This window comes from Thermomicrobium roseum DSM 5159 (assembly GCF_000021685.1).
In the GTDB taxonomy this organism is placed as follows: domain Bacteria; phylum Chloroflexota; class Chloroflexia; order Thermomicrobiales; family Thermomicrobiaceae; genus Thermomicrobium; species Thermomicrobium roseum.
Genome location: NC_011959.1, coordinates 739,939 through 765,921, shown reverse-complemented (window position 1 = coordinate 765,921; position 25,983 = coordinate 739,939). Strand labels below are relative to the sequence as shown.

Sequence of the window (25,983 nt, the reverse complement as noted above, 5' to 3'; positions counted from 1 at the left end):
CCCTACCCTCCCGGTTCTTCGCCGTCCGACGGTCAGCCTCGCTTCTGCGCGATCGCCTCCACGGACACTCGACCAGCTTCTTTCCCGACCAGTCCAACCAACTCGCGATATCCTCCAGCAAACTCGTGTCCTCGCTTCGCAGCACGTGCCAACTCAAGCAGCGCAGCCGCGAGCTTCGTTGGATCGTGCCGCCAAGGTTGCTCAGGGTTGATCACATCCTGGAGGACGACATGAATCCGCTCAGCGAGCTGGTGCAACCCATCGAGCCGAACCCCAAAGACGCCGCTCGCTGCCAGTCGCCGAGTCGGCTCCAGGTTCGAGTTCACGAGCAGACAATCCACGAGGGGGCCACCAGCATGCCGTTCGAGCGCCTGGAGATGATCGACAACGGAAAACCCATCCGTCTCGCCCCGCTGTGTCGTCACGTTGCACACAAAGACCTTGAGCGCCGACGACAGCCGGATCGATTGCACGATCCCTTCGACGAGCAAGTTGGGAATCACCGAGGTGAATAAGCTGCCCGGTCCGAGTACGATCAGATCCGCTGAAAGTATGGCCAGGAGGGCAGGCTCGTAGGCCTGCGGACGCTCAGGATCGAGGAAGATGCGCTGAATCTTTCCGCGCTCTCGCCCGATCGCCGACTCACCGCGAACGACATGCCCATCGGCGAATTCAGCACAGACAGTGATGTTTTCCAACGTCGACGGCATCACTCGCCCACGTACCGCCAGGACGCGCGATGATTCAGCCACTGCGCGCTCGAAGCTACCGGTCACGTGAGTCATCGCGGCGATGAAAAGATTTCCAAAGTTATGTCCGTCCAAGGGCGAGCCCACTTCAGGAAAGCGAAACTGGAAGAGCTCGCTCATCAAGGGCTCGGCATCGGCCAGTGCAACCAAGCAGTTGCGGATGTCACCTGGGGGAGGAATATTGAAGTCTTGGCGTAGCCGACCAGAGCTTCCACCATCGTCCCCCATCGTCACGATCGCCGTAATCGCGACATTGTGCGCCTTGAGACCACGAAGCAACGTCGAGAGTCCCGTCCCCCCACCGATCGCGACGATGTGGAACTCTGGCTCTTGCGGACCGAAGCGATGAGCATGAATGATCTCGGCCAATCCTCGCTTGTCTACCCGCTGATCGAGAAACGGGGCCAACAGTGAACGCGAAAGTTGCCAAAAACCGAGCACGATGAGCGTGCTCCCCACCGTGATCATCAAGAGTTCCCGGTAGGGATGGGGAATGAATTGCAAGGTCACTGCCCGCACCAGACCGGACACACGTTGGGGGAAGTCGTAATTGCGGTAGATCCAGGCGAGGCCCATGGCGAGCCCGAGACTCGTCGTCACGACACCGAGTGCGAGCAACAGGATCCATCGCTTGACGAACATTCCCGGGCGTAACCAGGTGCGGAGCTTCATCCGTCCCCCGTTCCCCGTCCCGCAACCCCGGGCCAGTATAGCAGCAGTCTCAGGCGCCGTGCGGCGAACGCCGTCAGCGCGATCCCCAATAACCCAGTGCTCCCTGGGCATCGGGTCGAGCCTTTTGCGAGCCTGCACATGCTTCGCGGACCAGCTGGTGAGGCTCGGCGCACATCCCTTGCACCACCGACGAGCAGTTGGTATACTGTATACGGTAAACGGAGCGCCCCGGACAAGTGGGCAATGCCCACTTTAATTTTTGCCCTGGCTGGCAGCCCACCAGCCGGATTCCGGAGCGCATGACGAAGGGGGGCGATCACGATGAAGAGCGATCTCTACACCGCAATTGCACAGGTGGCTGCCGAGCGCGGCATTCCACGCGAGGCAGTCATGGAGTCCGTCCAGCAAGCACTGCGGACAGTGTACAAGAAGGCGACGGGCTCCGACGAGGAAGTCGAAATCGAAATCGACGTCAACACCGGAAAGATCCGTATCTTCGCGCCGAAGCGGGTCGTCGAGAAGGTAAACGATCCGCTCAGCGAGATTTCCATCGAGGAGGCGCGCAAGATCGATCCCCGTGCGATCGTCGGGGACATCGTCCGGATCGAGCGCCAGCCGTCCAACTTCGGCCGGATCGCGGCCCAGACCGCCAAGCAGGTGATCCTGCAGCGGATCCGGGATTTCGAGCGCGACACGATCTACAACGAATTCATCGATCGCGTCGGCGAAGTCCTGACTGGTACGGTGCAGCGCGTCGATGCGCGTGCGGTAATCCTGAGCTTCGGCAAAGCGGAGGCTATTCTCCCGGCACGGGAGCAGATTCCCGGTGAGCGGTATCGCCCAGGGCAGCGGCTCAAGGTGTACCTGGTCGATGTCACCAAGGACGCGAAGGGACCGCAGCTTTTGGTGTCCCGCACGCACCCGAACTTGATCAAGCGACTGCTCGAGCTCGAGGTACCGGAGGTTGCGAGCGGTGCCGTCGAAGTCATGGCCATCGCCCGTGAACCAGGCCAGCGATCCAAAGTCGCTGTCGCTGCTCGGCAGGACAAGGTCGACCCGGTCGGCGCCTGCGTCGGTGTCCGCGGCGTGCGGATCCAGAGCATCGTCACCGAGCTTTCGGGTGAGAAGATCGACGTGATCGAGTGGTCGTCGGACATCCGCACGTTCATCGCCAACGCCCTGAGCCCGGCCAAGCCGATCACGGTCATCCTCAACGAGGATGAGAAGGTCGCTCGGGTCGTCGTGCCGCCGGAGCAGATGTCGCAGGCGATCGGCAAGGACGGCCAAAACGCCCGGCTGGCGTACAAGCTGACCGGTTGGCGGATCGATATCAAGGATCCAGAGTCGCTGAAGGGGGAGGAGGCACTGCTCGTTCGCTCGGCCACGAGCTTGCCCGAGCTTCCGCCCGATCTCATGGCACTCGGTCGGCAGCCACGCCTCGTTCGCCCGGACGGCACGTTCAGCATCCGGGAGCGCGAGTTCGGTCCGCTGCCCAGCGATCTCGTGCTCAAGAGCGTCGACGTGGAAATCGTCAACGGCGTCGTCAATGTCTATTACGATCGCGAACTTCGTGCTCGGTACGATTTCGAAACCGGTCGTGAGCTACCATTGACCGATGACGAAACGGCGAATGTCCGTTGATCCCGTTTCTCGTCGAGGAGGTCGTGACGATGAGCGAGCGTCCCGACCAGCGCAAGCGCCGCGGACCGCGGCTCAAGCATTTGCCTGTCCGCACCTGCGTCGCTTGCCGCGCTCGAGATCTCAAGCGAACATTTGTCCGTATCGTGCGGACCCCGGAAGGGACGCTCGCCATCGATCCGACCGGAAAGCGGAGCGGGCGCGGCGCGTATCTTTGCCGACGGTTTAGTTGTTGGGAGCGAGCAGCAAATACCGACGTCCTCGAACGTGCTCTCCGCATACCCGTCCCACAGGAGTTTCGTGACGAACTCCTTCGTTGGGCCGATCTGCACATCCGCCGTGACGACCCGCCCGCACCTGAGACAACACCCGAACAGGAGGACCAGCTATGAGCACCAAAGCGAAAAAGCACGCACCGGTACAAAACAATCGGTCGCCGATGACTGCACAGCGGAGCTCGCCTGCTGCGAGTGTCGCCCGCGGCCCTGTCGAGGTCGGAAGCGTCATGACGGTAGGCGAGTTGGCCGAGGCCATCGGCGTCAGTGCCGTCGAGCTCATCAAGGCCTTGATACGCCGGGGCGTGATGGCCAACATCAATCAGCAAATCGATTTCGAGACCGCGGCCAAAGTCGCCGCCGACTTCGGAGTCGAACTCGTCGAGCGCACTCCTGAAGTAGTCCACCAGGAAAAGAGCCTGGCCGAGATTGTCCGAGCCAGTGCCCAGGAGCCTGGTGCCGTCCCTCGACCACCCGTGGTGACGATCATGGGTCACGTCGATCACGGGAAGACGAAGCTCCTCGATGCGATCCGGCACACCAACGTGGCAGAGGGTGAGGCCGGCGGCATCACCCAGCATATCGGCGCGTATCAAGTGGAGGTCCAGGGCCGGAAAATCACCTTTCTCGATACACCCGGTCACGAAGCCTTCACCGCAATGCGCGCTCGCGGGGCACAAGTCACCGACATCGCCGTCCTGGTGGTTGCCGCCGACGATGGCGTCATGCCCCAGACCCGCGAGGCCGTCGCTCACGCTCGTGCCGCCAACGTGCCCATCATCGTCGCCATCAACAAGATCGATTTGCCGACCGCAAATCCGGCCCGTGTCAAGCAGCAGCTCGCTGAGATCGGTGTCATCGTGGAAGAGTACGGCGGTGACGTGCCGGTCGTCGAGGTTTCCGCGAAGCAGCGCCTCGGGATCGAAGATCTTTTGGAAATGATCCTGTTGGTCGCCGATATGCACGAACTCAAAGCCAATCCGAATCGGCCCGCGATCGGGGTCATCATCGAAGCGAAGGTCGATCAGAGACGGGGGCCCGTGGCGACTGTCCTCGTGCAAACCGGGACCTTGAAACTCAACGATGTCGTTGTCGCTGGTGCCACTTGGGGACGGATCCGCGCGATGTTCGATGATCGCGGGCGCAAAGTGCGACGCGCGGAGCCATCCATGCCGGTCGAGATCCTCGGACTGGAGAATGTGCCAGAAGCCGGAGATTACCTGCAAGTCGTCGAGGATGAACGGACCGCGAAGGAGATCGCCACACAGCGCGCACTCAAGCGTCGCGCTGAAGCTGCCGAGGCCCGGGTTGTCAAGCTCGACGAGTTCCACAAGGGACTGGAAATTGGTCAGACGCGTGAACTCCGTCTCATCCTGAAGGCCGACGTGCAAGGAAGTCTGGAGGCGATCCAAAACGCGCTGGCCAAGCTCAACGATGAACTCGAGGGAGTCGGCATCACGGTCGTTCATGCTGCGACCGGCGCCATCTCCGAGTCGGACGTCATGCTGGCTGCCACGACGGGCGCGATCGTCCTCGGCTTCAATGTTCGACCTGATGTCGCGGCCCGCCGCGCCGCTGAGGCCTCGGGCGTCGACATCCGGTACTACAACGTGATCTACCATCTCTTGGAAGAGGTCCGAGCCGGAGTGACTGGACTTCTCGCACCGGAGACGCGCGAGGTCATCGACGGTGTCGCTGAGGTACGCGAGATTTTCCGCCTGCCCAATCGAGCAGTCGCAGCCGGTCTCTACGTCTTGAACGGGAAGGCACTGCGGAACGCGCGAGTTCGCGTCATTCGCGACGGCAAGGTCATTCACGACGGTACCGTCGCATCCCTGCGTCGCTTCAAGGAAGATGTGCGGGAAGTCGCTGCTGGCTACGAGTGCGGCTTGACCATCGAAAACTTCAATGATCTGCGCGTCGGGGACCAAATCGAGTTCTATCACGTCGAACGAGTCCCGCGCGGGCAGTGAACGTCTGCCCGCGCGGCTCGCCGCGCGAGGGGAGCCAACGATGCCCAGCTATCGACAAGCTCGCCTGGCCGAGTTCTTGCGAGACGAGATCGCTGCCATCATTCAACGCGAGCTGCGTGACCCACGGCTCGGCTTCGTGAGCGTGACCCGCGTCGAGATGAGTCCCGACCTTCGCCATGCGAAGGTGTTCGTCTCCATCTATGGGAGCCATGAGGAGCAAGAGGCTGCACTGGAAGCCCTGCAAGGAGCCGCCGGCTTCATTCGCCGCCTTATCGCACCCCATCTCCATACTCGGCATATTCCCGAACTTCATTTCAAACTCGATCGATCGCTCGAGCACGCCGAGCAGGTCGCCCGCTTGCTGAGGCAGATCCAGCAGGAACGGCAAAGGGATGAGTCTGCAGTCGAAAGCACGCCGGAGAGTGAGTGAAACACCTCCCACGCAAACGAGCGACGTCCGGATGGCCTGGGAGCTCCTCGCTGGTTCGCGCACGTTGCTCATCGCCACGCATGCCAATCCGGACGCTGACGCAGTGGCCTCCGTGCTGGCGCTCCGGCTCGTCCTCGCTGAACACGTCCAGTCGGCTGTCTGCCTCACCGGCGACGGCCTTGTTCCACCGAACCTCGAGTTCTTGCCAGGAGCAGAACACCTCCTTCGTGACCCTACGAGCGTGACCGATCCACCCGATTGCATCGCCCTCCTCGATTGTGCCGACCCGACTCGACTCGGCCCCCTCTTTCGTCTCCACCCCGCGTGGTTCGACGGGCATATTCCGATCGTCAACATCGATCATCATGTGACCAATACGCGGTACGGCTCGGTCGACCTCGTCGATCCCGCCTCAGCCGCGACGACCGAGGTGCTCGCTCATTGGCTGGAGGAACTTGAACAACCGATCGTTCCGGATGTCGCCACCTGTCTCCTCACAGGACTGTACGGCGACACACTCAGCTTTCAAACCACGAGCACGTCCGCTCGCGTCTTCGAACTTGCTGCGCGCTTGCTCGAGGCTGGTGCGCGGCAAGAGGACATCGTCACCCATCTCTTTCGGAGTAAGCCACTGTCGACCGTTCGGCTCTGGGGCGCTGCACTGGGCCGCGTCCGGTATGAGCCGCCATTGATCTGGACCGAGATTACCCACCGTATGCTGCAGGAGGCAGGAGCGAGTCCCGTCGAAGGCGAAGGAATCGTGAATTTCCTCGTCGGGACGCATGGCACGGCGGTAGCACTGCTCTTTTACGAACAGAGCGAGGGATGGCGTGTCAGCTTGCGCTCGGCCGATGGTTCGGTGGATGTCGCTCGCCTCTGCCAGCGCTATGGGGGCGGAGGGCATCCACGAGCAGCGGGGTGCCGCCTTCCCCCGGGCGAAGCTGCCCGACGATCGTTTCTCGACGACCTCGCAGCACAAGTGAGCGCACTACTCAGCATCGAGCTTCCATCGGGGTGAGCAACAGTGCACGGCATACTCCTGGTGGACAAGCCACGCGGTTGGACATCCCACGACGTGGTGCAATGGGTCCGCACGCGCCTCCGCGTTCAAACGGTCGGTCACGGCGGCACGCTCGACCCGGCCGCCGAAGGGTTGCTCGTTATCGCTGTCGGTATCGCCACGCGCCTCGTCCGACACGCAGCCGATGCGGACAAAAGCTATGTCGCACACATTGTCCTCGGTACCGGGACGACGAGCGACGATCTCGAAGGTGAACCGCTGGCAGCCTCACCGCTATCCCTGTACCGACCCTCGCTCCGAGACGTCCAGTCGGCACTCGCCGAGTTCCTCGGCGAATACGAACAACAGCCGCCGATCTATTCGGCACTGAAAGTTGGCGGCGTCGCAGCCTACCGGCGTGCCCGGGCTGGTCAGCCAGTGCCGCTCAAACGACGCGTGGTGCGAGTCAACAGCCTACGTCTCGTGCAGTATTCGTATCCGGATCTCATCGTCTCGCTCGACTGTGGGAAGGGATTCTATGTCCGTTCCTTTGCTCGCGACCTCGGTACCCGCTTGGGCACTGGCGCTTACCTGCACGGCCTCGTCCGCACGCGCGTGGGCCGATTTTCGCTCGCTTCCGCCTGGTCGATCGACGAGTTGAATCGTGTGCTCACACCATCATCCTGGCCATTGATCGCTCGTCACCCGGATGAGTTCGTTGCGGAACTCCCCGTTTTGTTGGTTCCTGAACGGGAACTTCGAGCATGGTATCATGGCGCGCCGGTGCGCTGTTCAGCGAGCAGCTCACCTGGCACCACTGCTCGCGCCTACGCCCCAGATGGGAACTGGATCGGACTCGCTCATTTCGACCCACAAAAGCGATACTGGCAGCCGGTCCTCGTGCATCGCGACGGGTCTGGATGGAGAGGCTAGACGCCCAATGAGGATCATTCGCTCCTGGAGTGACATTCCGCCTGAGCCTCATGTCGTGACCATCGGCAACTTCGATGGTGTCCACCGTGGTCACCAGTACCTCCTCACAACCGTTCATGAACGCGCAGCGACGCGCGGGCTACCGAGCCTGGCGATTACCTTCGACCCGCTACCTCTCGAAGTTCTCGCACCTGAGCGGGCACCGCAACGCCTCTCCCTCACGGATCAGCGACTTCGCCTCATCCTCGCCTGCGGCATCGATCGCGTGCTTCTCGTGCAGTTCGACCGCTCCTTTGCTGCACTCTCCCCAAAAGAATTCGTCGACCTTCTCGTGCAGTCGACGCACTTGACCACGATCGTCGTCGGGGAAGACTTCCATTTCGGGCGTGGTCGAACGGGAGACCCGGCTCTCTTGCGCGAACTCGGTCGATCTCATGGGTTCGAAGTCGTGGTGCTCCCTCGCCTGAGCGAGCTCAGCGAGACGATCTCGTCGACGAGAATTCGCCAGCTGATCGCCGCCGGTGCAGTGCGCGAAGCCGGGACACTGCTCGGTCGGCCGTACGCGCTCACTGGCACGGTCGTCGCTGGCACGGGGAGAGGATCCCAGTTAGGTTTCCCTACGGCAAATATCGCTGTCGCTGATCGGCTCATGCTCCCAGGTGATGGGATCTACGCTGCCATCGCTCATCTCTCGGGTAGCTGGTATCCAGCGCTCGCCTATATCGGCAGCCGTCCGACCTTTCCCGGCGCGGGTCACGCTGTCGAGGTCTACCTGATCGACCAGACCTATCCGACTTTGCGAGGCGAGACGATCACGGTGTACTTCATCGAACGGATCCGACCGGATCGCGCATTTCCCGATGCCGAAGCATTGGTCGAACAGATGCGCGATGACGAACGGAACGGGCGAGCTGTACTTCAGGCAGCGATGGCCGATTGGCCACCACCGCTCGTACAAGCGCTCCACGCAGCCCTGGAAGGAGTCGAGGTGATCGATGATCCCGGTTCATGAGCGAGAAGCGTTCGTTGATCTGCTCCTCTCGCGCGGCACGGTCGATGTCGTCGTCCGCGAGCACTTGCGTGCCCGGCTGCTCGGCGAGCAGCCGCTCCGCGTCAAGCTCGGGGTCGATCCGACCCGACCAGACATCCACCTCGGTCACTACGTCTGTTTTCGCAAGCTCCGGCAGTTCCAAGCATTGGGTCATCAGGTCGTCGTCATCATCGGTGACTGGACTGCCCGAATCGGCGATCCCTCCGGGCGCTCGTCCCAGCGGCCGATGCTCACCGCAGAAGAAGTACGAGCCAACGCGGAAACTTATCTCGAGCAATTCTTCAAGGTTGTCGATGTGACGAAGGCCGAGATCGTTTGGCAAAGCACCTGGTTCGGTAATTTCACGCTGGAGGATGTCATTCGCCTCGCCAGTAAGTACACCGTTGCCAAGCTACTCACGCGCGAGGACTTCGCGAAGCGCTACGAGGAAGGATCGCCCATCTCCATCACCGAGCTTCTCTATCCACTCCTGCAAGCCTATGACTCGGTGGCGATCCAAGCCGACGTCGAAATCGGTGGCACCGACCAGCTCTTCAATCTCCTCGTCGGCCGCGATATCATGCGCGAGTACGGATTGGAACCCCAGGACATCCTCACCGTACCGCTCCTCGTCGGTACGGACGGCCATCTGAAGATGAGCAAGAGTTATGGCAATTACATCGCGGTCAATGATCCACCAGAGGAGATGTTCGGCAAGATCATGTCGATTCCCGATCATGTTTTAGGCGACTATTTTCGGCTCCTGACCGACATCCCAGACGAAGAGATCGACCGCATGATCGTGGAGATGCGCGCGGGACGGCTCAATCCACGCGACGCCAAGGAGCATCTCGCGTTCGTCATCGTCAGTGACCTGCACTCGCCCGAAGCAGCTGAGCAGGCGCGCGAGCACTTCCACCGAGTACACCGGCTCCGAGAAATCCCCGAGCAGATTCCCGAGGTTCCCGTGCCGGGACGCGCACGTGTTCTCGATTATGTCGTGCTAGCGGGGTTCGCCCGCAGTAACAACGAGGCACGGCGACTCGTCCAGCAGGGCGGGGTCCGCTTGGACGGACGGCGACTCGACGATCCGGAGGAAATGCTGGAACTCCAGGAGCCAGTCGTGCTCCAAGTCGGTAAGCGACGATTTGCGCGCCTCCTGCCACGAGCGGAGAGCACGTGATTCAGTGCTCGAACACGACGATGCTTCGCGCGACGCTGCCCGCGAGCATCGCTTCGAATCCGTCGTTGATCTCCTCCAGGCGAAGTCGCCGGGAAATCAGTTCGTCCAGCCGGAGACGACCGAGCCGATACAGCTCGAGGAGTCGGGGGATGTCCCGTGGTAAATTCGCGCTCCCATAGAGTGTTGCCTTGATCGTCTTCTCCGTCCGCAAGAGATCCAACGGGTCCAGCGGTACGGTCGTTCCCATCGGCGTGAGCCCCACGATGACCGTGGTACCACCCTTGCGCGTCGCCGCATAGGCCTGTTGGATCGTGTCCGCACGACCGATCACTTCGAAGGCATAGTCCGCACCGCGCCCACCAGTGAGTTCCCGCACCACCTCGACCACGTCCTGTTCCCTCGGATCGATGGTATGGGTGGCCCCGAGCTGACGTGCCCATTCCAGTTTTTGCGGAACGACATCAGCTGCAATCACCGGACCCGCGCCGACCAGGGCAGCACCCTGTACCACATTGAGTCCGACGCCGCCGCAACCGATCACCAGAACGGTCTCCCCCGCGCGCACACCCGCAGCGAAGAGCACCGCCCCCACACCAGTCGTCACGCCACAACCCACCAAAGCTGCACGATCCAAGGGGATGTCCGGGGGAAGGGACAAAAGACCCTGCTCGGGAACGACCGTGTACTCGGCAAAACAAGAGACCCCGAGAACATGGTGCACATCAGTGCCGTTTCGATGAAAACGCGTCGTGCCGTCGAACATCCGCCCGGTTCGCCGAATCGGATTACTGAAATCGCAGAGAGCTGGACGCCCGTTGAGACAGTAAAAACAATGTCCACAGAACGCACGGAAGACGAACACCACCGGATCCCCGGGTCGGAAACGCGTCACACCCGGCCCCACTGCCTCCACCACTCCTGCCCCCTCATGACCAGGGATTGCCGGGAGAGGCGTCTCCAGATCTCCTTGGATATAGTGCAGGTCACTGTGGCACACTCCAGCCGCGACGACGCGGACCAACACCTCGCCTTCCTTGGGTGCATCGACCTCGAGTTCCCAGATCTCCAGCGGCTTTTTGACCTCCGCCAAGACGGCAGCCCGCGCACGCATCGCTTTCGCTCCTTCCCGCGTTCGATGCCAGTATCGCCCGAATGGGTTCAGGAGTCAATCCGCTCCACAGTCGTGCTCCGGCGAGCCAGGGTTGCACCGGGAGAGCAAGAACGAGGTGCAGGCGCCCAGCTTTCGCATTCCACCAGCAGGCCAGAATCTCCCACCGATGCTCCCGCTCGTCATCGGATCGCGGGAAACGCGATGAAGGATCGGTGAGCAGCTCTCACTGGCTCGAGGCTCGCTCTTCTTTCAGACTGAGGTCGCTCGAAACGAAACACGGTTGGACCACTTGCGTTCATCGTTCAGTGAGCGAAGATACTCGAGGCGGGACGCTGAGGCGCATCGCTTCCCGGCAACCTACCGGTGACAAGCGACCGGCACGCCGAACACAGGGCGCACGACACGCTGTGAGCCAGCAGAGCGAAACGCCCCTTCATCCCAACTCGTTCCCACCCTGCTCGGTTTTGCTGTTGTCAAGGAAGTCGGAGCGGGAGACGGGATTCGAACCCGCGACAACCGGCTTGGAAGGCCGGCACTCTACCAGCTGAGTTACTCCCGCACGGTCGGGGTGAGAGGACTCGAACCTCCGACCTCAGCGTCCCAAACGCCGCGCGCTACCAACTGCGCCACACCCCGATCCGTTTCCAGCCACACAGTATAGCACGTTTTCCTCGCTCGTGCCTACCCACCAGGATTCCTTAGTCACCCATCAGCGGCGAGCCGGTTTACCCGAACGTGCCTCGCTTTTCCATCCAGAAAGCCGAAGGACGCTCTCGATTCTCTAACGTCGCTGCTGATTATCCCGCGGCCGCGGCGTCTCGTAGGGAACAGGGATGTACTGTACCGAGGGACGTCGTTGCATCGCTTGCGGGTAGAGCTCCATGAGCTGGTACACTTCGTCCGGTACCCCCACCGTGACCGGTAACCCGAGCTGCCGTGCTTCTTCCACATCGATCGGATAGTCATGGGTCCACTGCCCACACGTCAGAACATCAGCGATTCGCTGGGCCTCCTCCTCGGAACGTCCGTTCGCCATGAGAATGTGACGAACTGTCGCATTCACCTGTCGCATCGCTTTCTCGCCGATGTCCGCGAGAATCAAGGTTTGATCGTCGATCTCCGCGACCGGCTTCTCCCGGACGACACGCAGCACTGAAGCAGCCGGATACTGGCCGATCTGCGGATCGACCGGTCCCAGCACGGCATTTTCATCCATCACGATCTCGTCCGCTGCCAAGGCAATCAGCGTGCCACCCGACATGGCATAGTGGGGAACGAAGACAGTGACCTTGCCGCGATGACGAACCAGTGCCGAGGCGATCTGCTCCGCAGCTAAAACCAATCCACCCGGCGTATGGACGATGAAATCGATCGGCATCTCGTCCGGCGTCAACCGGATAGCGCGCAGGACTGCTTCAGCATCGTCGATGTCGATGTAGCGTGCCAGAGGAATGCCGAGAAATGAAACCGCCTCTTGCCGGTGGATCAGAGTGATCACCCGGCTACCCCGCCGCTGCTCCAACTGATGGATCAAGCGCAACCGATTCATTTCCAAAAAGCGGCGCTGCAGAACCGGCGACAGGATCGAAAAGAGGAACAAAAGCCAAAACAGTAGCCCTGTAAACTCCATACAACCCTTCCCTCCGATCGGGATGAGGCATCTCTGGTTCTATTCCCAACCAGCGCCTATACTAGCACCAGGTACGCACGCTGGAAAGGAGACAGCGATGGGCCTCATCTCCCGCATGACGACTTTCGTTAAAGTGAAACTGAGTCGCCTGCTCGATCGTGCCGAAGATCCGCGGGAAACGCTCGATTACGCCTACGAACGGCAACTCGAGCTGCTCCAGCAGGTACGCCGTGGAATCGTCGACGTGACCACCTCTCGCCGGCGCTTGGAGCTCCAGCGCGCCAAGCTGCAGGAATCGCTGGACCGTCTGACGGAGCAAGCTCGCCAAGCCCTGAGCGCTGGGCGGGAAGACCTCGCACGCCTGGCTCTGGAACGGAAGGCGATCGCTCAGCAACAGATCGCGGATTTGGATCGCCAGATTCAGACACTCGAACAAGAACAGGCCAAGCTCGAGCAAGCCGAGATGCGTCTCCGCGCCAAGGTGGAGGCCTTCCGCACCCGGAAGGAAGTCATCAAAGCGCAATACTCGGCTGCAGAAGCCCAAGTCAAGATCAACGAGGCAGTCACCGGTATCTCGGAAGAAATGGCTGATGTCGGACTCGCACTGGAACGCGCGGAGCAGAAGACCGAGCAATTGCAAGCCCGTGCCTCGGCGATCGACGAACTGCTCACCTCGGGCGCCCTGGAAGACCTCACCGGCACACGCCAAGACGTGGTCGAACGCGAACTAGCTCGCATCTCCATTTCGTCGTCGGTGGAAGCGGAACTCGCTGCACTCCGTCAGCAATTGGGGCAGGGAGAATCTCCCAAATCGCTTCCAGAGGGAGGACAGCCGTGATCGTTCGTATCCTCACCGAGGGCCAGTATCGGATCGAAAGTAGCCTCTTCGACCGATTGAATGCGCTGGACAACGCGATCGTGGAAGCGGTAGCCGCTGGGGACGAGGAGCGCTTTCGCACTCTGCTCGCCGAACTCCTCGATCAGGTCCGGCGGCACGGGATTCCTGTCTCCCCGGACGAGTTCGTCGAGTCGGATGTCATTCTGCCGCCACCAGACACGACGATCGAGGAGGCGCGCCAACTCTTCGTTGGCGATGGGCTCATTCCTGGGTGACAGAAAACGGGATATCCCATAATGCATACCAAAGTTCCGGTCTCCGCTCGATCGGCAACTCGTGCTCTAGTACGGCAGCGAGACGAAGCTCGAGCGCTTCGTCTCGCTGCCGACCTTTCCGCGGTGCAAACGGCGTGAAGGCTCCGAGCTTGTACTGATAGATCCAGAAAAGAGGCTGCCCCTGCTGGTCGTCGAATCGGAAAACCGCTGCTAAGAGCTGTTCCCCAAAGCCATGCTCTGTCAAAATCTGGCTTGCCGCCTGGATAGTGGCGACGAGATCCTCGAAGTCGGGATCCTCGAGAATGACCCAGCGGTAGCGGTAGGAATCGGTCGAGAGCCGGAATCGACTTTGCGTTTCCCTCACAGCGATCCGCAGGAGTTCCTCCAATTCTTCCTGCGCTCGTTCGAAATACACCGACTCGATCGGCTTGAAGACCATGCCAGCCATCCGGCATGGCCGGAAGCCGAGCTGCGCCTCCATAGTGATCGCAGCGCTCGCGATGGCTAACAGCCCCTCCAACTTCGCCGGCGCCGGTCGCGCTGCGCGTCCCAACAGAATATCGAGGAATCGTCTCACCGCACCCCCTCGAGTTGCCGCTGCAGCTGCTCCAAGCGGCGAACACGCTCCTCCACCGGCGGATGCGTCGACAAGAGCGATGCCAGGCTTTCGCGACTGATCGGCGGGATGATGAAGAACGCAGCCAGCTCCTCTACTTCGCGCAAATCACGACGCGGAATGCGCTTGACCCGGCCATCGATCTTCCACAAAGCAGAAGCAAGCGCCAGCGGACGCCCCGTCACGATCCCAGCCATCCGGTCAGCCACGAACTCGCGGTAGCGCGAGAGCGCCAAAAGCAGTAACTGCCCAATGATCCAGACCAGCAGAGAGACGACGAAAGCCAGGGCGATCGCGTTGCCGCGCCTTCGATCCGAGCCCCCGCCCGCTCCCCACAGGAAGAAGCGAAAGACGAGCTGAGCCACAACGACGAAAAACCCAGCGATCGTCATGACGAGCACGTCACGGTTGCGGACGTGCGCGATCTCATGCGCGATGACGGCCTCGAGTTCCTCTTCGTTCAAGAGTTCGAGGAGTCCGCGAGTCACGACTACCGTCGACGAGGAGAGTCGCTTACCGATGGCGAACGCGTTCGGCACCGGTGTCTCGATGATACCGACCCGTACGCGTGGTACCCCGGCGAGTGCCGCCACCCGCTCGACCATCTCTTGAAGTCGCGGCATCTCGCCCGGTTTCAGGATTCTGGCCCCCACGCTCGCCAAAGCCAATCGATCAGAGAAGACGAACTGGAACAGCGCCAGGAGCACGGCGATGACGAGCACCGTCGCCGTATCCACCCCGCTCCAAATCAGCGCGGAAAGAAAGAACAGATAGAGCAAGGCCAAACCGGCGAGCACGATCATCATGCGCACCGTTAACCCGGGATCGCGTGCCCAGCGTTCCACGCGTCGCATCGAATACACCATCGTTCGCCTCCCGAGTGCTTTTCCGATCCGCGATTATACTGCCGAGAAGATGCCATACCCGGACGCGTTCTGAGGAGGCACATCGGACAGTGGTAGCACCACGATTGCTCTTTCCGCGTCGAATGTTCGCGCATCGCCGGCGAGTACTCGAGATCGCCGGCGTCTTCTCCAAGCATGGACTGGGGTGGCTGCTCGATCACCTCGGAGCCCCCATTCCTGCCCGACTCCGCCGCACTCCGCGAGGACCAGAGCTCCCAACTCCAGTCCGTCTCCGCCTCGCCCTCGAGGAACTCGGGCCAACCTTCATCAAGCTCGGACAAATCTTGTCGACCCGCGACGATCTCTTGCCACCAGACTACATCGCTGAACTTGCCCTGCTCCGCGATCGTGTTCCCCCGATCCCCGCCGAACAGATCATCGCTGAGATCGAGCGAAGTTTCGGAAGACCGCTCGGCGAACTCTTCGCCACCTTCGATCCGAACCCTCTCGCCTCGGCCTCGATCGGTCAAGTCCATGCAGCGACCTTACCGACCGGGACGAGCGTCATCGTGAAAGTCCGCAAACCGGGCATCGCCGACATGATCGAGGAAGACTTAGCCCTGCTCCGCGAGATCGCCGAGTTCGCCAGTCGGCACAGTCCACTCGCCCGCGACTACGATCTCGTTGGTCTCCTCGACGAGTTCGCCTGGACCATACGCAGCGAACTCGACTACCGGCGAGAAGGACGCAACGCCGATCGCTTCCGGACCCTTCTCGTTGATCGGCCAGATATCGTCATTCCCCGCGTCTTTTGGCACCGCACCACCGAGACGGTTCTCACGCTGCGCCGAATCGATGGTATCCCTATCGATCGCATCGAGGAACTCGACCGCGCTCGCATCGATCGCCACGCACTCGCGCTGCAAGCGGCTCGTTTCGTCCTCGACTGTGTCCTCGTTCATGGCTTCTTTCACGCCGACCCTCATCCTGGCAATTTCGCCGTTCTCCCCGACGGTCGGCTCGTCGTCTACGACTTCGGAATGGTCGGTCGAGTCGATACCTTCGTGCGCGCCGAACTCGCCGATGCGCTGCTGGCCTTCATCCGTAACGACTTCGATGCGCTCATCGATAGCCTGGGGCGACTCGGGATCATCCGGCACGAGGCTGATCGACCAGCACTGCGCCGCGAACTCCAGCATCTCGCCGAACGATACTACGGGCTTTCGCTCGGTGAGTATCGCTTCGGCGAAGTTATCGCCGACCTCTCTCGCTTGATGCGCCGCTGGCGTTTGACGCTTCCCCCCGAACTGAGCCTTCTCGTCAAAACGCTCTCGATGCATGAGGGAGTCGGACAGCGGTTGGATCCCTCTTTTCAACCATTTCTTGTCGCAGAACCGTACGTGCGCCGCTTGCTCATGCAGCGCTATCACCCCGAGTCGTGGCTCCCTCAGGTGGCCCGCATGCTCGAGGACAGTGCGCGCCAAGCAGTCGGATTTCCGCGCCGGATCGATCGCCTTCTTCGCCGACTCGAGCAAGCCGAACTCGAAGTGACCATGCACCTCGCTGAGCTGCCGGACGCGACGCAGCGCTTGAGCGCGATGGTCAACCGGCTTATCACCGCCATCTTGCTCGCGGCAGCAGCGATCAGTTTGAGTCTCTTGCTGAACGTCTGGCATCCCGAGTGGCTCGTCCGTTGGATCGGCCCCATACTCTTCTTCGGTCTTCTCAGTATCGTCGGTGCGAGTCTGCTACTGGCGTGGCAATGGTGGCGGAATCGCTAATCGACCTGCTCTAAAGTACTGCTTCCGTCTTCCTCGGCGGTATCCGCGAGAAGCGTCTCTTCGTCTAACCGCTCCAAGACGCGGTCCGGATCCTCCCCACGCTCGAGATCCCGCAGGGCACGCTCTAGAGCTGGATCCAGAGGTTCGCCGGCGAGCGCGCTCATCTCCCGCGTCCAGCGTGCGAGTTCCCGGGGATCATCCGTATCCGGCAATTCCGGCAACTCACCGCCTTCGTCGTCCTCCCAACTGGTGGGGAATTCGCTTGCCTCCGGCTCCTCGTTACTCCATTCGACCCTATCCAGCGGCTCCGAACGCTCCGGGTGGCGACGCTGAACCACGATACGCGAGAGCAATCGATCGACTTCCGTCCCGCCACAGTGCGGGCACGGACCTGGATCACCCGCTGTGGCGATCGAACGGAACAACTTGGTGAATCGACGTCGGCACCGTCGGCAACGATACTCATAGAGCGGCATCGCTTCTCCCCGCTTCGATGACTTCCACGAGGGCTCTCACTGTGACGATGCTTTGGTCTCCTGCTGTTGCTCCGCTCGATAGGGCACTGGCTCGAGGCGTGCGAGCCAGGAAAGCACGACGAGCCCCACGAGTCCACCGATAACCAACGTAATGAACTTATAGAGAGGTGCCGGCATCACCAGTGCCAAAACTCCGAACGCTCCGGAAATCGTGACGAAAGCCAGGGCGATCCGGCGCTGCGACCACCCCAGGTCGAGCAACCTGTGGTGAAGGTGTCCCCGGTCAGCCTCCAGTGGCGAGCGCCCATTCCACAATCGATAGACGATTAGCCAGGCGACATCCAGGATCGGAACCCACAAAACGAGAAGCGCGGTGGCGATCTTCGCTCCCCCGATGATGCTCAGGACCGCCAGCACGTACCCGAGCAGCATCGCTCCCGAATCACCCATCATGATCCGCGCGGGATGCCAGTTGTAGAGGAGGAAACCAACCACACTCCCAGCCAGTGCAGCCGCCAAGAGTGAAATCGTGAACTGCGGATTTCCCGCCGGGCGGAAGAAGGTGTGGACGAACATCACCAGAGCAGCGATCAGTGTGACAGAGCCAGCGAGACCGTCCAACCCGTCCAGAAAATTGACTGTATTCATCATACCGACGATCCAAAACAACGTGAAAGGCACGGCGATCGCGAGAGGCAGCACGACCACACCGCCGAACGGACTATTGAATTGCTCGATAACCAGTCCATGCTCCGCCCCCCGCAAGCGCGGCAAGATAACGATCAGAGCACCGGTGACCTGGCAGAGCAGTTTCGCTAATGGAGAGAGACCTAAGAGATCATCGTACAGGTGCGCTCCCAAGATGATCGTCGCTCCCAATACCAGAAGGAGAATTCGTTCGATCTCCTGTGGAAACCGATCCACCGGGAGCGCAAATGTCGCTGCTAATCCACTCAAAAAGCCCAAGAAAATCGCCAAGCCCCCGATACGAGGAACTGGTCGGCGGTGGACCCAGCGTGCCTCCGTTGGGTAGGCGAGGAGATCGAAGCGCTCAGCGACCCGGATGACGCGCGGAATCGTCGCTCCACAGACGACAGCTGCGACCAGTGCCGTGATGATCGCAATGATCGCTCGCTCGATCGTCATGAGCGTCGCCTGTTCCGTGTCGCTCAAACAGTACCATCATCGACGCCAGTTCGTGCTTCTATGGTAACGCCGGGAACCGGGAATCGGGAAACCAGCTCGGCGACTTCAGCACGCACTCGCGCCTTGACCGATTCGTCGTCAGGTGCACGCAACACGTCGGCGATCCAGCGGGCAGTCAGGCGCATCTCGTCCGGGCCGAAACCACGCGTCGTCATCGCTGGCGTCCCCAGCCTGATACCACTGGCTTGCGTCGGCGGTTTCGGGTCGTTCGGGATCGTGTTTTTGTTGACGGTGATACCCACTTCGTCTAGCACCCGTTCGGCCTTCCGACCAGAGAGTCCATGCGAGCGAAGGTCGACCAGCAGGAGATGATTGTCGGTCCCTCCCGAAACGAGGCGGAACCCTTCCGCCTGCAACGTTTCCGCCAACACCCGCGCATTCTCCAGCACGCGCTCGATGTAGGTCCGGAACGTCGGGCGCAAAGCCTCGCCCAAGGCGACCGCTTTCCCAGCAATGACATGCATGAGCGGCCCGCCCTGTGTTCCGGGGAACACCGCCTTGTCGACTGCTTCAGCGAATTCCGCATCGCACATGATCATTCCCCCACGTGATCCCCGCAGCGTCTTGTGCGTCGTGGTCGTGACGAGCTGGGCGACACCGATGGGAGACGGATGCAAGCCAACCGCCACGAGACCGGCGATGTGCGCGATGTCGGCCATCAGGATCGCTCCCACGTCGTCGGCGATCTCGCGCAACCGTGCAAAGTCGATCACTCGCGGATACGCACTCGCTCCGGAAATGATCAGCTTGGGTCGTATTTCGCGCGCGATATGCCAAACCGCGTCATAATCGATCCGCTCGGTCTCCGGATCGACCCCGTAGAAAGCCACCTCGAACCATCGACCTGAGAGATTGACCTTCGCGCCATGCGTCAGATGACCGCCATGCTGCAGGCTCATCCCGAGGATCCGGTCACCTGGCTGCAAAACGGCAAAGTAAGCAGCCATGTTCGCCTGTGCGCCCGAATGAGGCTGAACATTGACGTGTGGCGCACCGAACAACTGCTTCGCGCGCTGGATCGCGAGTTCCTCCACACGATCGACACACTCGCATCCGCCATAATAGCGCCGTCCAGGATACCCTTCCGCATATTTATTGGTCAGCACGGAACCAACCGCCGCCAGGACCGCCGGACTGGTGAAGTTCTCCGATGCGATCAGCTCGATCGTCCGGCTTTGCCGCCGCTCCTCGCACGCGATCGCTTCGGCGACCTCGAAATCCCACTCCCACAATCGCTCGTCCATCTGGCTCTGCGATCCTTTCGCTGCTCTACGATCGACCAGCCTTGCCACGCTCCCACGCAGGTGCCGAACGCTCGCGCTCCCGGAAGACGAGCTCAATCGGCGTGCCGAGAAAACCGTAGCGCTCCCTGATTCGGTTTTCGAGATAGCGCTTGTAGGAGAAGTGAACGAGCTGCGGACGATTGCAAAAGAACACGAAGGTAGGCGGATTCACTTCCGGCTGCGTCACATAATAGAACTTGACCCACTTCCCCGGTCGTGTCGGGGGTGGATGATGGGCAATCGCCTCCCGTAATAGTTGGTTCAGTTCTGCTGTCGGTATACGCCGTGACCGCTCGGCCACGACCACCAGCGCCAGATCCACGACGTGCTCGACATTCTTACCAGTCAATGCCGAAACGAAGACGAGCGGAGCCCAGGGCATGAAGTGAAACGCTTCCCGCGCATCCTCCTCGAACGCTTCGCGCGCTCCCTCCCCCTCCATGTGCTCGAAAAGATCCCACTTGTTGATGGCGACCACGATTCCCTTCTTGGCATCGAGCACCTTGCCAGCTACAGCTTGGTCTTGATGCGTGAAGGGTTCCGTCGCGTCGACCACCAGGATCGCCACGTCTGACCGCTCGATTGCCCGTTCTGCTCGCAGGATGCTGTAGCGCTCGATGCCTCGTTCGATTCGGCCAGGACGCCGGATACCCGCCGTGTCGATGAGGACGATCGGCTGTCCTTTCCAAACCAACTCGGTATCCACCGCATCGCGCGTCGTGCCAGGAATAGGCGAGACGATCTGACGCGGCTGACCGAGAATCGCATTGAGCAGAGCCGATTTTCCAACGTTCGGCCGTCCCACGATCGCGATCTTCGGTGCCTCCGCCTCGGCAGTTCCGTCCTCTTCACGTCGGGGGAGACGTTCGGCGATCGCGTCGAGTAGATCAGCGATACCCCGTCCGTGGAGCGCCGACACGGGAATCGGGTCACCGAGCCCCAGCTCATAGAATTGCAACGCATTGAACTCGCGTTCTCGCGATTCCGCCTTGTTCGCCACGAGGAGGATCGGCTTATCGGTTCGCCGCAGGAAATCGGCGACCTCCCAGTCACCGGCAGTCGGTCCCGCTGAGGCATCGACGACGAAGATCACCAGATCGGCCTCTGCGATAGCGAGTTCAGCCTGTGCCTTCGTCGCTTCGACGAGTTCGCGTTCGCTGGAGCGCTCGATTTCCTCCTCGGTCAGAAGACCGCCGGTATCGAACAGGCCGAAGCGCAAATCATTCCATTCGACGATCCCATAGATCCGATCACGCGTCGTGCCGGGGACCTCCTCGACGATCGCCCGCCGCTGGCGAAGGAGCCGGTTGAACAGCGTCGACTTTCCGACGTTCGGGCGCCCGACGATCGCCACCTGCGGTAAAGGCATTCCCCGCTCCCCTACGCAAAAACCCGAGCACCTCGCACCGAGTGCTCGGGTTCCATTGTGCCCCAACGATCTCGTCTCTGCCGACTCAGGCGGTCGCCTCGCGGAGCGCCTCGACGAGCCGATCGATCTGTTCCCGCGTCGTCAGTTCAGTCGCACACAACAGCATCAGGTCCTGCTGCCCGGGAACCAAGTCACCCAGTGCGAGCCCGCCGATGATTCCTCGTTCGAGGAGGAACGCGTTGATCTCGCGTGGATCGCGCGGGCAACGTACCGCGAACTCATTGAAGAAGGGACCATCTCCAATGACGTTCCAAGCGGGAAGGTCGGCGATCCGCTCGGCCAGGTAATGCGCCTTGTGGTAACAGAGCTCAGCGACTTTGCGCAGACCCTGCTTTCCAAGCGTCGAGAGATAGACGGTCGCCGCCAGGGCCATGAGTCCCTGATTCGTACAGATATTCGATGTCGCCTTTTCGCGTCGGATATGCTGCTCGCGCGTCTGCAACACCATCACGAATCCGCGTTTCCCCTCCCGGTCGACCGTCGCACCGATCAACCGACCCGGGAGATGGCGCACGAGCTCCATCCGGGTTGCCAGAATCCCCAACGCTGGCCCACCGAACGATTGAGGGATTCCCAAGCATTGTCCCTCGCCGGTCACGACATCAGCCCCCAGCTCACCAGGAGGCCGCAGCAGGCCGAGTGCGATCGGATAGACCGAAACGACCAGTCGGGCACCGACCGCGTGCGCTCGCTCGGCGAAGCCAGCGAGATCTTCGATGCGACCGTAGAAGTTCGGATACTGCACGACGAGGCAAGCCGTTGCATCATCGAGATACTGCGCCACATCATTCGGCTGGAGCCGAAGCGTCTCCGGTATCGGGACCTCGACGATGGAGACCGGTAGCCCTCTCGTGTAGGTACGGAGAACGCTCCGGTAGTGAGGATGGACGGTCCCGGCGACGACGATCTTGTTTCGCCCGCGTGGCGGCGAGACGCACAAGAGTGCCCCCTCGGCGAGCGCCGTGGCTCCGTCGTACATGGAGGCATTGCTGACTTCCATCCCAGTGAGGAGACAGATCAGCGACTGGAACTCGTAGATAGCCTGGAGCGTTCCCTGCGATACCTCAGGTTGGTACGGCGTGTACGCGGTATAGAATTCGCCTCTCCAGAGAATCTGCTGAACGACAGCTGGAACATAGTGGTTGTACGATCCAGCGCCGAGAAAACTCGCTGTCGTCGCAGTCGAGAAATTCTGCATCGACCACTCGAGAAGTTCTCGGTAGATCTCCGCTTCCGAGATGGCTGGAGGCAAATCGAGTTGGGGAAAGCGATACGAAGCAGGGATCGCCGCGAACAACTCCTCGAGTCGTTCGACGCCGATCTCCTGCAGCATTCTCGCCCGATCGTCAGCTGTGTGCGGCGAGAAGACCATCGGCCCTCACTCCATTCGAGTTACTCGGCAGTTATGCCATCGCTGCAGTTTCCGTCAAGAACTGGCGATACGCCGCTGCATCCATCAATCGCTCCAGTTCCTCCGGGGCGGACAGCCTTATCTTGGCCAGCCATGCCTCGTCGTAGGGACTCTTATTCACCAACTCCGGCGAGTCCACCACCGACCGGTTCACTTCGACGACCTCGCCGGACACCGGAGCATAGATGTCGGACGCTGCCTTGACCGACTCGATCACTCCCATCGACTCACCCTGCTTGACGACGGTCCCCGGCTCCGGAAGCTCGAGGTAGGTGATGTCCCCGAGTTCGGACTGCGCAAAATCCGTCACGCCAACGACTGCCACGTCTCCCTCGACACGCACCCACTCGTGAGTCCGCGTATAGCGCAAACCCTCACGTACTTCAGCCATCACTCTCGCTCCTTCCCTTTCCTTCTACGAATGAGACGTCGAGCTCTTGGGTCGCCGATAGAAGGGCGTTCGCACCTGTACCGCTCGCACGTCCCTACCCCGGATCACCACGGACAGCTCACGGCCGATACCGGCCGCCCTCCGGTCGACGAGCGCGAGCCCGATCGGTTTCCCGAACGTTGGCGAGTTCGTCCCACTGGTTACGTAACCGACACGCTCGCCCTCCTGCCGTACTTCGTAACCGGTACGCGGAATGCCACCACGCTCCACCAACTCGAACCCCACCAGTCGCCGGGGTGGCCCTTCCTGCCGCTGACGCTCCAGCGCCTCCCGTCCGATGAAGGGGCCCTTGTCGAACTTGACAACCCAGCCCAAACCAGCCTCCAGCGGCGTGATCTCTGCTGAGAGCTCATTGCCATACAGCGGTAAGCAGGCCTCGAGGCGGAGCGTATCGCGCGCTCCTAGTCCGACGGGTACGATCCCGTCCGATTCCCCAGCTTCCAGCAAGCGATCCCACAAATCTCCGACATGGTCGATCGGAAAGTACAGCTCGAATCCGTCTTCGCCGGTGTAACCGGTTCGAGCGATCAAGGTCGGCACTCCGGCAACAGTGGAGACGATCGCGTCGAACGACTGCACGGCGGACAGATCAGCTGGGGTCAGTCGTTGCAGAATTGCTTCCGACCTCGGTCCCTGCAGGGCGAGCATACCAGTCGAGGCGGACACATCTTCGATCTCGACTCGCCATTCCACGCGTTCCGCGCGATGCTCGAGCAACCAGGCTACATCCTTTTCGGTATTCGCCGCATTGACGACGACGAGGTACTCCTCACGATCGGGGCGCCGATAGATCATGATATCGTCGACCACACCCCCGTGCGGATACAACAGCATGGAATACTGAGCCCGCCCCGGTCGAAGCGCCGCGACATCATTGGGAGTGAGCCACTGCAGGAAAGCTTGCGCATCGGATCCCCGGACAACAACTTGCCCCATATGGCCGAGATCGAACAATCCGGCACGACTCCGCACAGCCAGATGCTCGTCGACGATTCCGGTGTACTGCACGGGCATCAACCAACCAGCGAACTCGATGAAGCGAGCTCCCAAGGAACGATGGCGCTCGTACAAGGGGGTAACTTTCGCTGCCACTGGTTATTCCTCTTCCCTTCCCGACCCGACCTCCGCGCCGAGTGTAGGGAGGCCCAGCGGCCAGGTCAAGAGGATGCTCGATCAGGAACCCACGACTCTTCGCGGCGTTCGGCAAGGCATCGCCACCCTACCGTGTGTTCACCTGATCCTCGCCCCACCATGCGTCAGCACTGACGTGCGGCAACAACCGCGACCGTGGCCGTTTCTTTCTCAGACGTCGGATGATCCTCCAAAGGCATCGCGCGACGTCGCAAGAGCCGTTCGGGCGGGACAGGAACCGGGTAATGCCCAGTGAGGCAGGCAGCACAGAACCGCTCCCGCGGCAAACCGATCGCTCGGAACAGCCCCTCGAGCGAAAGATATCCGATCGAGTCTGCCCCGATCGCTCGCCCGATCTCTTCGACCGAGAGATGCGCGGCGATCAGCTCCTCGCGTGTCGCCATGTCGACACCCAGATAGCACGGCCAACGGATGGGCGGCGAGTGCACCCGCATATGGACCTCGCGCGCCCCGTTCTGCCGCAGCAGTTCCACGATCGGCCGGCTGGTGGTACCCCGTACGATCGTATCGTCGACGAGGACGACACGCTTCCCTTCGAGTACTTCTGGCAACGCATTGAACTTCAGTCTGACCCCTTGCTCACGCAGACGCTGGTCAGGTTGAATGAACGTACGACCGATGTACCGGTTCTTGATCAGCGCCTCGGCATACGGGATCCCCGATGCCAAGGCATACCCGATCGCCGCCGGTACCGCCGAATCTGGCAATGGGACGACAAGGTCGGCATCGGCCGGATACTCCCGCCACAGCTCCGCGCCCATTCGCTGCCGCACCACGTGCAAGCGCTGGCCCATGATCGCGCTGTCCGGTCGCGCGAAATAGATGAACTCGAAAACGCACATCGCTTGCTCCGGGCCGGCTGTCGGATCAGGATACGCGTGAAGTCCCGCCTCGTCGATCACGACGATTTCACCCGGCTCGATCTCGCGGACGAACTCGGCACCGATCGTCGCCAGGGCGCACGTCTCCGAGGCAACTACCCACCCCCCATCCAATCGTCCGAGACAAAGCGGACGGATACCCAGCGGATCGCGAACCGCGATGAGTGCCTCGCGCGTGAGAATCGCGAGGCTATACGCGCCGACCATTTTCTCCATCGCTGCCCGGATCCGCTCGACCCAATTTCGCCCCGGTGCTCGGACGATCGCCCAGGCAAGTGCCTCCGTATCCGTCGTACTTTCCAACGCGATGCCTTCGGCCAAGAGTTCAGCTCGCAACTGGTCGCCGTTGACGAGGTTGCCGTTGTGCGAAACGGCGAGGACTTGCTCACCAGCACCGACGAGGAACGGACCAGCGTTGATCGGAACACTGCTCCCCGTCGTCGAGTAACGCGTATGTCCGATCGCGATATGCCCCGGTAAACGCCGCAAATCCTCTTCGGTGAAGGCACTGCTCACCAGACCCATGCGCCGGTGCAGGAAGAGCGAACGACCATCGCTCGTCGCGATACCAGCGCTCTCCTGCCCGCGATGCTGCAGCGCATAAAGGCCGAAGAAGGTCAAGCGGGCTGCTTCAGCTCCCGGAGCGAAAACCCCAAAAACCCCGCACGCTTCGCGTGGACCACTGTACTCTTCCACGCAGCACCTCGCTCGCGAC

General features: G+C 61.3%; 24 protein-coding genes and 2 tRNA genes. 11 read left to right on the top strand and 15 right to left on the bottom strand.

Annotated features, from left to right (window positions below; genetic code table 11):
* Positions 1-32: 32 nt before the first annotated feature.
* The gene (locus TRD_RS03555) at positions 33-1,421 is read right to left on the bottom strand and encodes a gluconeogenesis factor YvcK family protein (protein ID WP_012642163.1); all 1,389 of its coding nucleotides are present in this window, start codon (positions 1,419-1,421) and stop codon (positions 33-35) included.
* Positions 1,422-1,742: 321 nt separating this feature from the next.
* Between TRD_RS03555 and nusA the strand changes: the two genes are divergently transcribed.
* Genes nusA through tyrS form a run of 8 tightly spaced genes read left to right on the top strand, consistent with a single transcriptional unit; the run spans position 1,743 to position 9,883 of the window.
* Positions 1,743-3,062, top strand: a complete 1,320-nt coding sequence (gene nusA, locus TRD_RS03550; protein ID WP_012642161.1) for a transcription termination factor NusA — start codon at positions 1,743-1,745, stop codon at positions 3,060-3,062.
* A 29-nt stretch (positions 3,063-3,091) separates the two neighbouring features.
* Positions 3,092-3,451 (top strand): RNase P modulator RnpM, encoded by a 360-nt coding sequence (gene rnpM / locus TRD_RS03545; RefSeq protein WP_041436476.1) that lies wholly within the window; start codon positions 3,092-3,094, stop codon positions 3,449-3,451.
* A 47-nt stretch (positions 3,452-3,498) separates the two neighbouring features.
* Positions 3,499-5,307 (top strand): translation initiation factor IF-2, encoded by a 1,809-nt coding sequence (gene infB / locus TRD_RS03540; protein ID WP_041436473.1) that lies wholly within the window; start codon positions 3,499-3,501, stop codon positions 5,305-5,307.
* Positions 5,308-5,347: 40 nt separating this feature from the next.
* On the top strand, positions 5,348-5,737 hold the full coding sequence (gene rbfA / locus TRD_RS03535) for a 30S ribosome-binding factor RbfA (protein ID WP_012642158.1): 390 nt from the start codon (positions 5,348-5,350) through the stop codon (positions 5,735-5,737).
* 31 nt (positions 5,738-5,768) lie between these two features.
* Positions 5,769-6,755, top strand: a complete 987-nt coding sequence (locus TRD_RS03530) for a DHH family phosphoesterase (protein ID WP_012642157.1) — start codon at positions 5,769-5,771, stop codon at positions 6,753-6,755.
* 6 nt (positions 6,756-6,761) lie between these two features.
* Complete coding sequence (gene truB / locus TRD_RS03525) at positions 6,762-7,670, top strand: tRNA pseudouridine(55) synthase TruB (RefSeq protein WP_012642156.1); 909 nt, start codon at positions 6,762-6,764, stop codon at positions 7,668-7,670.
* A gap of 7 nt (positions 7,671-7,677) precedes the next feature.
* Entirely contained in the window at positions 7,678-8,682 is a 1,005-nt protein-coding gene (locus TRD_RS03520; protein WP_012642155.1) for a bifunctional riboflavin kinase/FAD synthetase, read from the top strand.
* Complete coding sequence (gene tyrS / locus TRD_RS03515; protein ID WP_012642154.1) at positions 8,666-9,883, top strand: tyrosine--tRNA ligase; 1,218 nt, start codon at positions 8,666-8,668, stop codon at positions 9,881-9,883. Before TRD_RS03520 ends, tyrS begins: the two co-directional genes overlap by 17 nt.
* Position 9,884: 1 nt before the next feature.
* Here tyrS and TRD_RS03510 read toward each other — a convergent pair whose 3' ends face one another.
* The 4 genes from TRD_RS03510 to TRD_RS03495 form a co-directional block, all read right to left on the bottom strand.
* On the bottom strand, positions 9,885-10,994 hold the full coding sequence (locus TRD_RS03510; protein WP_012642153.1) for a zinc-binding dehydrogenase: 1,110 nt from the start codon (positions 10,992-10,994) through the stop codon (positions 9,885-9,887).
* Positions 10,995-11,480: 486 nt separating this feature from the next.
* Positions 11,481-11,553, bottom strand: a tRNA-Gly gene (locus TRD_RS03505).
* 4 nt (positions 11,554-11,557) lie between these two features.
* A tRNA-Pro gene (locus TRD_RS03500) sits at positions 11,558-11,630 on the bottom strand.
* A gap of 145 nt (positions 11,631-11,775) precedes the next feature.
* The gene (locus TRD_RS03495; protein ID WP_012642152.1) at positions 11,776-12,624 is read right to left on the bottom strand and encodes an SDH family Clp fold serine proteinase; all 849 of its coding nucleotides are present in this window, start codon (positions 12,622-12,624) and stop codon (positions 11,776-11,778) included.
* A gap of 97 nt (positions 12,625-12,721) precedes the next feature.
* On the opposite strand from TRD_RS03495, the gene TRD_RS03490 reads away from it, so the two are divergent.
* Both TRD_RS03490 and pspAA read left to right on the top strand, forming a co-directional pair.
* Positions 12,722-13,462, top strand: a complete 741-nt coding sequence (locus TRD_RS03490; protein ID WP_012642151.1) for a PspA/IM30 family protein — start codon at positions 12,722-12,724, stop codon at positions 13,460-13,462.
* Positions 13,459-13,737: a PspA-associated protein PspAA gene (gene pspAA, locus TRD_RS03485; protein WP_012642150.1), complete on the top strand. Its 279-nt coding sequence runs from the start codon at positions 13,459-13,461 to the stop codon at positions 13,735-13,737. The genes TRD_RS03490 and pspAA overlap by 4 nt, the downstream gene beginning before the upstream one ends.
* Here the strand turns inward: pspAA and pspAB are convergent.
* Both pspAB and htpX read right to left on the bottom strand, forming a co-directional pair.
* Positions 13,724-14,314 carry a PspA-associated protein PspAB gene (gene pspAB, locus TRD_RS03480; protein WP_012642149.1) on the bottom strand — a complete coding sequence of 197 codons (591 nt, stop codon included), beginning with the start codon at positions 14,312-14,314 and terminating at the stop codon, positions 13,724-13,726. The genes pspAA and pspAB overlap by 14 nt on opposite strands.
* Positions 14,311-15,207 carry a zinc metalloprotease HtpX gene (gene htpX, locus TRD_RS03475; protein ID WP_012642148.1) on the bottom strand — a complete coding sequence of 299 codons (897 nt, stop codon included), beginning with the start codon at positions 15,205-15,207 and terminating at the stop codon, positions 14,311-14,313. Before htpX ends, pspAB begins: the two co-directional genes overlap by 4 nt.
* A gap of 101 nt (positions 15,208-15,308) precedes the next feature.
* Here htpX and TRD_RS03470 point away from each other — a divergent pair, with 101 nt between their 5' ends.
* Entirely contained in the window at positions 15,309-16,979 is a 1,671-nt protein-coding gene (locus TRD_RS03470; protein ID WP_012642146.1) for an ABC1 kinase family protein, read from the top strand.
* On the opposite strand, the gene TRD_RS13515 is transcribed toward TRD_RS03470, so the two are convergent.
* The 8 genes from TRD_RS13515 to purF form a co-directional block, all read right to left on the bottom strand.
* Positions 16,976-17,455, bottom strand: a complete 480-nt coding sequence (locus TRD_RS13515; RefSeq protein ID WP_012642145.1) for an FmdB family zinc ribbon protein — start codon at positions 17,453-17,455, stop codon at positions 16,976-16,978. The two genes, TRD_RS03470 and TRD_RS13515, sit on opposite strands and share 4 nt — an antisense overlap.
* A 36-nt stretch (positions 17,456-17,491) precedes the next feature.
* Positions 17,492-18,628 carry an MraY family glycosyltransferase gene (locus tag TRD_RS03455; protein WP_012642144.1) on the bottom strand — a complete coding sequence of 379 codons (1,137 nt, stop codon included), beginning with the start codon at positions 18,626-18,628 and terminating at the stop codon, positions 17,492-17,494.
* Positions 18,625-19,905 (bottom strand): serine hydroxymethyltransferase, encoded by a 1,281-nt coding sequence (locus TRD_RS03450; RefSeq protein WP_012642143.1) that lies wholly within the window; start codon positions 19,903-19,905, stop codon positions 18,625-18,627. Before TRD_RS03450 ends, TRD_RS03455 begins: the two co-directional genes overlap by 4 nt.
* 25 nt (positions 19,906-19,930) lie before the next feature.
* On the bottom strand, positions 19,931-21,313 hold the full coding sequence (der, locus tag TRD_RS03445) for a ribosome biogenesis GTPase Der (protein ID WP_012642142.1): 1,383 nt from the start codon (positions 21,311-21,313) through the stop codon (positions 19,931-19,933).
* A gap of 85 nt (positions 21,314-21,398) precedes the next feature.
* Positions 21,399-22,745 carry an aminomethyl-transferring glycine dehydrogenase subunit GcvPA gene (gene gcvPA, locus TRD_RS03440; RefSeq protein WP_012642141.1) on the bottom strand — a complete coding sequence of 449 codons (1,347 nt, stop codon included), beginning with the start codon at positions 22,743-22,745 and terminating at the stop codon, positions 21,399-21,401.
* A gap of 31 nt (positions 22,746-22,776) precedes the next feature.
* Positions 22,777-23,175 carry a glycine cleavage system protein GcvH gene (gcvH, locus tag TRD_RS03435; protein WP_041435949.1) on the bottom strand — a complete coding sequence of 133 codons (399 nt, stop codon included), beginning with the start codon at positions 23,173-23,175 and terminating at the stop codon, positions 22,777-22,779.
* Between the two features lie 24 nt (positions 23,176-23,199).
* Positions 23,200-24,327, bottom strand: coding sequence for a glycine cleavage system aminomethyltransferase GcvT (gene gcvT / locus TRD_RS03430; protein WP_012642139.1), 1,128 nt, complete (start codon positions 24,325-24,327; stop codon positions 23,200-23,202).
* A 164-nt stretch (positions 24,328-24,491) separates the two neighbouring features.
* Complete coding sequence (purF, locus tag TRD_RS03425; protein ID WP_012642138.1) at positions 24,492-25,964, bottom strand: amidophosphoribosyltransferase; 1,473 nt, start codon at positions 25,962-25,964, stop codon at positions 24,492-24,494.
* Positions 25,965-25,983 lie beyond the last annotated feature (19 nt).

Coding starts and splice junctions, on each gene's coding strand:
- rnpM (WP_041436476.1), top strand. CDS start 3,092: ATGAGCGAGCGTCCCGACCAGCGCAAGCGCCGCGGACCGCGGCTCAAG.
- rbfA (WP_012642158.1), top strand. CDS start 5,348: ATGCCCAGCTATCGACAAGCTCGCCTGGCCGAGTTCTTGCGAGACGAG.
- infB (WP_041436473.1), top strand. CDS start 3,499: ATGACTGCACAGCGGAGCTCGCCTGCTGCGAGTGTCGCCCGCGGCCCT.
- gcvH (WP_041435949.1), bottom strand. CDS start 23,175: ATGGCTGAAGTACGTGAGGGTTTGCGCTATACGCGGACTCACGAGTGG.
- nusA (WP_012642161.1), top strand. CDS start 1,743: ATGAAGAGCGATCTCTACACCGCAATTGCACAGGTGGCTGCCGAGCGC.
- TRD_RS03495 (WP_012642152.1), bottom strand. CDS start 12,624: ATGGAGTTTACAGGGCTACTGTTTTGGCTTTTGTTCCTCTTTTCGATC.
- htpX (WP_012642148.1), bottom strand. CDS start 15,207: ATGCGACGCGTGGAACGCTGGGCACGCGATCCCGGGTTAACGGTGCGC.
- tyrS (WP_012642154.1), top strand. CDS start 8,666: ATGATCCCGGTTCATGAGCGAGAAGCGTTCGTTGATCTGCTCCTCTCG.
- TRD_RS03555 (WP_012642163.1), bottom strand. CDS start 1,421: ATGAAGCTCCGCACCTGGTTACGCCCGGGAATGTTCGTCAAGCGATGG.
- gcvPA (WP_012642141.1), bottom strand. CDS start 22,745: ATGGTCTTCTCGCCGCACACAGCTGACGATCGGGCGAGAATGCTGCAG.
- der (WP_012642142.1), bottom strand. CDS start 21,313: ATGCCTTTACCGCAGGTGGCGATCGTCGGGCGCCCGAACGTCGGAAAG.
- TRD_RS03490 (WP_012642151.1), top strand. CDS start 12,722: ATGGGCCTCATCTCCCGCATGACGACTTTCGTTAAAGTGAAACTGAGT.
- TRD_RS03530 (WP_012642157.1), top strand. CDS start 5,769: ATGGCCTGGGAGCTCCTCGCTGGTTCGCGCACGTTGCTCATCGCCACG.
- TRD_RS03520 (WP_012642155.1), top strand. CDS start 7,678: ATGAGGATCATTCGCTCCTGGAGTGACATTCCGCCTGAGCCTCATGTC.
- TRD_RS03510 (WP_012642153.1), bottom strand. CDS start 10,994: ATGCGTGCGCGGGCTGCCGTCTTGGCGGAGGTCAAAAAGCCGCTGGAG.
- TRD_RS13515 (WP_012642145.1), bottom strand. CDS start 17,455: ATGCCGCTCTATGAGTATCGTTGCCGACGGTGCCGACGTCGATTCACC.
- TRD_RS03450 (WP_012642143.1), bottom strand. CDS start 19,905: ATGGACGAGCGATTGTGGGAGTGGGATTTCGAGGTCGCCGAAGCGATC.